This window comes from Gluconobacter sp. (genome assembly GCF_047722525.1).
Taxonomy (GTDB): Bacteria; Pseudomonadota; Alphaproteobacteria; order Acetobacterales; family Acetobacteraceae; genus Gluconobacter.
Genome location: NZ_JBDNYY010000057.1, coordinates 1 through 4155, shown reverse-complemented (window position 1 = coordinate 4155; position 4155 = coordinate 1). Strand labels below are relative to the sequence as shown.

The following is a 4155-nucleotide window of genomic DNA, read 5'->3' as shown; positions in this document are numbered from 1 at the left end:
CGCCGCGTCGGTGAACGGGCTTATACGGGGACCTCAGCATAGTGTCAAACAGAATTCACAAGGCACTTATCAACAGAAAAAATACCGGTTTTCCGGGACAAAAGAGACTAACCCCCATTATTCATTGCGAAACGAATTCGAAAAAAGGCGGATTTTTCCCAATTTTCTGCTTTTCTCAGAAGTCCGGCCAGTTGGGGGCCAGATGGCCACCAATCCGCAGGGGAGCGACCTTCCGGGCCAGCCCGGTCGCGTCGTCAGTTTCCACCATAAGTCCGCAGACCGTCGCCTCCCCTTCTGCCGGCTGCGGCCGCTCTCCCGGAATCTTTCGGACGAGCTTATGCAATGAAGCAGGCTTTCCCATTCCGATAACGCTATCGTAATCCCCGCACATACCTGCATCTGTCTGATAGGCCGTGCCCGCGGGAAGAATACGGTGATCCGCCGTCGGGACATGGGTATGCGTTCCCACCACAACAGAAGCCCGCCCATCGAAATAGGCCCCAAAGCCCATTTTCTCGCTGGTAGCTTCTGCGTGAACATCGATCAGGATCGCGTGGACGGTCACACCTAGACGATGCTTGGAGAGGATTTCGCTGACCACCCGGAAAGGATCATCCAGCGGGTCCATGAAGATACGACCCATCACATTGATGACCAGCGCCCGGCGCCCACGACTGATTTCGACGATATGGCTCCCCTGCCCCGGCGTTCCAGCAGGATAATTGGCCGGTCTGACGATATGAGGCGCCTGATTGATATAGCCGATCATGTCCCGCCGATCCCACGCATGATTGCCCAGCGTGATCACATCAACCCCTGCATTATGCAGGTTCCTGGCAATATCCGGGGAAAGGCCATATCCGTGTGACGCATTTTCACCATTGGCGACGACCAGATCCAGCGAGAGTTTCTGGCGCCAGTCGCCCAGGTTCCGAATAATGGCTTCACGTCCGCTACGCCCGATAATGTCGCCAAGAAACAGCAGTCTCAACAGTCAGTCTTTCATAGTGATTTTGGAAGGATCGGTCCTGATGACCCCGCGCTCGGTCACGATCGCTGGTATCGGAACATCGTAGGGACCTCTGGGAACGAGATCGATCTGCTGTCCAGCAAAGCCGAAGCCGATTGCCGGCACATCCAGCATGGCCAGAGTGCGATCGTAATAGCCGCCCCCATATCCAAGCCGATAGCCAAAGCCGTCGAACGCCAGAAAAGGCACAAGAACCAGATCCGGAATATCGATTTCGCCTTCGGGATGTGACGTTCCAAAACGGCCAGCAGCCATAATGCTGGCAGGCGTCCATCGGCGGAAGATCAGGGGAGAGCCTTTGGGGGTGGTTTCGGGCAGTAGAACCTGCCGCCCGGCTGCCGAAAGAGCATGGCAGAGTGGCCGGAGATCCACTTCCCCGGCCAGTGGCCAGACCGCAGCAACCCTGTGAGCCGGTCGTGCCAGAATTTCCTTCAGAAGAAACCCCCGCAACGCCTCTTCGTCCTCAGGAGAAGCTGCCTGTCGTAACTGGGCCATTTTCAGGCGCAGGTTTTTTTTCAGAAGATCGAGATCGGAAGTCTGTGGAGCCGCCAAAGCCGTTGGTCTTTTCAGCCCTCCTAGACCTGCAAGTGCAGGTGGGCACCGGTTAACGTGACCAGGGCCACGACAGAGCCAGTTCCCGTAGGAATGCTTATCGGCCCGGGGGATGATTTGCCTGACGCACCAGGCAGCTCCACGACCTATATTAGACTGTCCGGCCCGATGTTCAATGTAAACGTTGTAGAATCAGGATGCACGCTCGAGTTCCGCAGCCAGAAGCTCCGCCTGTCCCGCCAGACGCGCCAGACGGTCCTGCCGTGCCCCCTCAAGCCGAAGGAGTTGCTCGGCCTGCTGGATCTGCGTTTCGGCCTGGGGTGAGATCTGCCGGCGTTTCAACTCGAAAATCTCATCGGCCATCAGCAGGGCGGCCATCATGAGCGTCTTGGATTCGCTTGCCGCTCCACCCAGCGTCCGCGCCCGCTGGAGCCAGCCTTCCACATGACGGGCCATGTCGTAGAGATGGGCTTCTTCACCATCCTGACACCCGACATTGTAGACGTAACCATTGAGACGAATGGATACCTGCCCCATCGGTCAGCCCTCCTTCCTGTCAAGCACACCCTGAATACGGGCACACAATGCGTCGATATTGGCGGCAAATTCCGAAAGATCAGGAGCAGAATGAAGAGCGCGCTCACAGGCCTCTTTCGCCAGTACATGACGCTCGGACGCAGCGGCAATCCGCATCATCGCTTCCTCAAGACGTTCAACCGCCTTATCGTCCTGCGCAATACCTGTCTCGTTTACCGCCACGATTTTCCCATTCCTGCAATCACTATGCCAGTAAAATGCCCAATACAGACCCTCTCCGGCCCGCTTCTCAGGAAAGACCCGATCCCCGCATGGGGTCAAGGACATCCCTGCCCATTCACTATCCTGTTTTCGTGATTTCGTCTCGTGACGAGATGGAGCGAATTATCCAGTCCAGGAAAAAACGCTTCTTTGCCCTTTCTGCGGAAAGCGCCGGAAACAGTTTCGGTGTGCCCTGGTGGCTTGAAGTTGTAGGATCTCACGCCGGACTGTCCGTTCTGGATTGCGGCGGATCGCCTGCTATTGCCCGACAGGCGCTGGATGCCAGAATCGGTTGGGCCATCTGCCGGACCAGCGCTCCACAACTGCAGGCTCTGGAGGCATATGCCCCGTATCGCGGACGTATCCTGACGCTCAGACCGCCTAGCTCCCCCGGCAACAATCTGCGAGAACGTGCTCATGACAGCCTGTGATCTCTACCCCGTCCTGCCTGCCGGTTTTAATGTTGAAGCCGCCCTGGAAGTGCTCCGTGACATTCTCGTCCTGCCTGAAATAACGGCATTGCGGCTACCGCCCGGATGGACGCCGGAAACAACCCAGCTTTCACGGCTCGTGGACCTGCTGCATGCCAACGGTGTCGCCATGATCCTCGAAGTGGGACCCACTCTTTCCGACACACCGAAATCGCTTCTGGGACTCTGTGACGGTCTGCATGCCGCCACCATCGAAGATCTCGTCACCCTGCGAGGCAAGGTCGGAAGCGACATGCCGATCGGCTGCCTCTGTACCAATCGCGATGACGCCATGAAAGCAGGCGAATCGGGTGCCGATTACGTCGCTTTTCCTGCCGGCAATCTTGAACTGGTGACATGGTGGAGTTCGGTCATGGAACTTCCGGGGGTCGCCGAAGGCATCGTGAACACACAAGACGCTTCGTCCGCCATCACGGCCTCCGCTGACTTCCTTGCCATCCCTCTTCAGTTCGATGGCAAGGACGCAGAACGGTTCTCAGCGATGGCGGTGCTTGCGGGGGACTGAGACCGGCGCAGGCGTCGGCAGAAGCGTGTCCTGCGTAAAGTAAAGAACGCCGTTGGACTGCGGGAAAGACCGCCCCCACAGACGGTTGGTCTCGCCTGCCGTGTTTTCGAGGATCAGTTCGCCCGTCTGCGGGAAAACCTGCACACCCAGCAGATCGCCATAAAGGGTCTTCAGACCAATGGCGTGACCGTGATTGCGGGCTATTGCCTTGCGTAATGCGGCCTCGTCCCATCTTCCATAGGCAATCGTGTAGCCCAGAATATGGACAAGCTGTCCGCGATTGGCCGGAGCAAGCAGCCCCCCGGGCCAGCGGGCATTCAGACGCTCCATTGCGGCATTTGGAATAGCAAAGAGCGTATAAGGTCCGGGACCACTGATCCAGGGATCGAGTTTCGCAACGCGGATTGCCTTTACGTAGTCGGCCAGTTCCAGCGCGCCCGTGACGTTTTCGTCGAGCGGGCGGTCCTCATAGGACAGCATGGGCGGTGAATGATACGCAACCGGGCTGCTGGGCGTCCCGTCCGGGCTTGGCTTGTAGGCTCCCTCATTGCCACCCGGCATGAAAGAGGCCCGGGCACTGATCTGCGTCTCGAAGCTGTCCTGGTAGTTCTTCGTCCAGTCGGTTCCCTGCCAATCAGGATCGCCACACGCGGAGAGGGAAGCGCCGAGAAGAAGCCCCACGCCGAGTTTCAGCCCCTTCCCCCAGCCCGGAAACCGTCCTGAGGAGAAAACATCGAGTCGCACATCCATGCCTGATCGCACCATCCTGTGAGCGGGAG

General features: G+C 58.1%; 7 protein-coding genes and 1 other RNA gene. 2 read left to right on the top strand and 6 right to left on the bottom strand.

Annotated elements, in window-relative coordinates; all coding sequences use genetic code 11:
• Positions 1–175: 175 nt before the first annotated feature.
• The 5 genes from ABF859_RS15475 to ABF859_RS15455 form a co-directional block, all read right to left on the bottom strand.
• Positions 176–991 carry a TIGR00282 family metallophosphoesterase gene (locus tag ABF859_RS15475; RefSeq protein WP_415528523.1) on the bottom strand — a complete coding sequence of 272 codons (816 nt, stop codon included), beginning with the start codon at positions 989–991 and terminating at the stop codon, positions 176–178.
• 3 nt (positions 992–994) lie between these two features.
• Complete coding sequence (locus ABF859_RS15470) at positions 995–1582, bottom strand: 5-formyltetrahydrofolate cyclo-ligase (protein ID WP_415528522.1); 588 nt, start codon at positions 1580–1582, stop codon at positions 995–997.
• A non-coding RNA gene (ssrS, locus tag ABF859_RS15465) (6S RNA) lies at positions 1569–1725 on the bottom strand. Before ssrS ends, ABF859_RS15470 begins: the two co-directional genes overlap by 14 nt.
• A gap of 49 nt (positions 1726–1774) precedes the next feature.
• Positions 1775–2119 (bottom strand): cell division protein ZapA, encoded by a 345-nt coding sequence (locus ABF859_RS15460; protein ID WP_011251813.1) that lies wholly within the window; start codon positions 2117–2119, stop codon positions 1775–1777.
• Between the two features lie 3 nt (positions 2120–2122).
• The gene (locus ABF859_RS15455) at positions 2123–2341 is read right to left on the bottom strand and encodes a hypothetical protein (protein WP_415528521.1); all 219 of its coding nucleotides are present in this window, start codon (positions 2339–2341) and stop codon (positions 2123–2125) included.
• Between the two features lie 89 nt (positions 2342–2430).
• On the opposite strand from ABF859_RS15455, the gene ABF859_RS15450 reads away from it, so the two are divergent.
• Both ABF859_RS15450 and ABF859_RS15445 read left to right on the top strand, forming a co-directional pair.
• Positions 2431–2811 (top strand): hypothetical protein, encoded by a 381-nt coding sequence (locus tag ABF859_RS15450; RefSeq protein ID WP_415528520.1) that lies wholly within the window; start codon positions 2431–2433, stop codon positions 2809–2811.
• Positions 2798–3376, top strand: coding sequence for a thiamine phosphate synthase (locus tag ABF859_RS15445; protein WP_415528519.1), 579 nt, complete (start codon positions 2798–2800; stop codon positions 3374–3376). The genes ABF859_RS15450 and ABF859_RS15445 overlap by 14 nt, the downstream gene beginning before the upstream one ends.
• Here the strand turns inward: ABF859_RS15445 and ABF859_RS15440 are convergent.
• On the bottom strand, positions 3347–4126 hold the full coding sequence (locus ABF859_RS15440) for a fasciclin domain-containing protein (protein WP_415528524.1): 780 nt from the start codon (positions 4124–4126) through the stop codon (positions 3347–3349). The two genes, ABF859_RS15445 and ABF859_RS15440, sit on opposite strands and share 30 nt — an antisense overlap.
• Positions 4127–4155 lie beyond the last annotated feature (29 nt).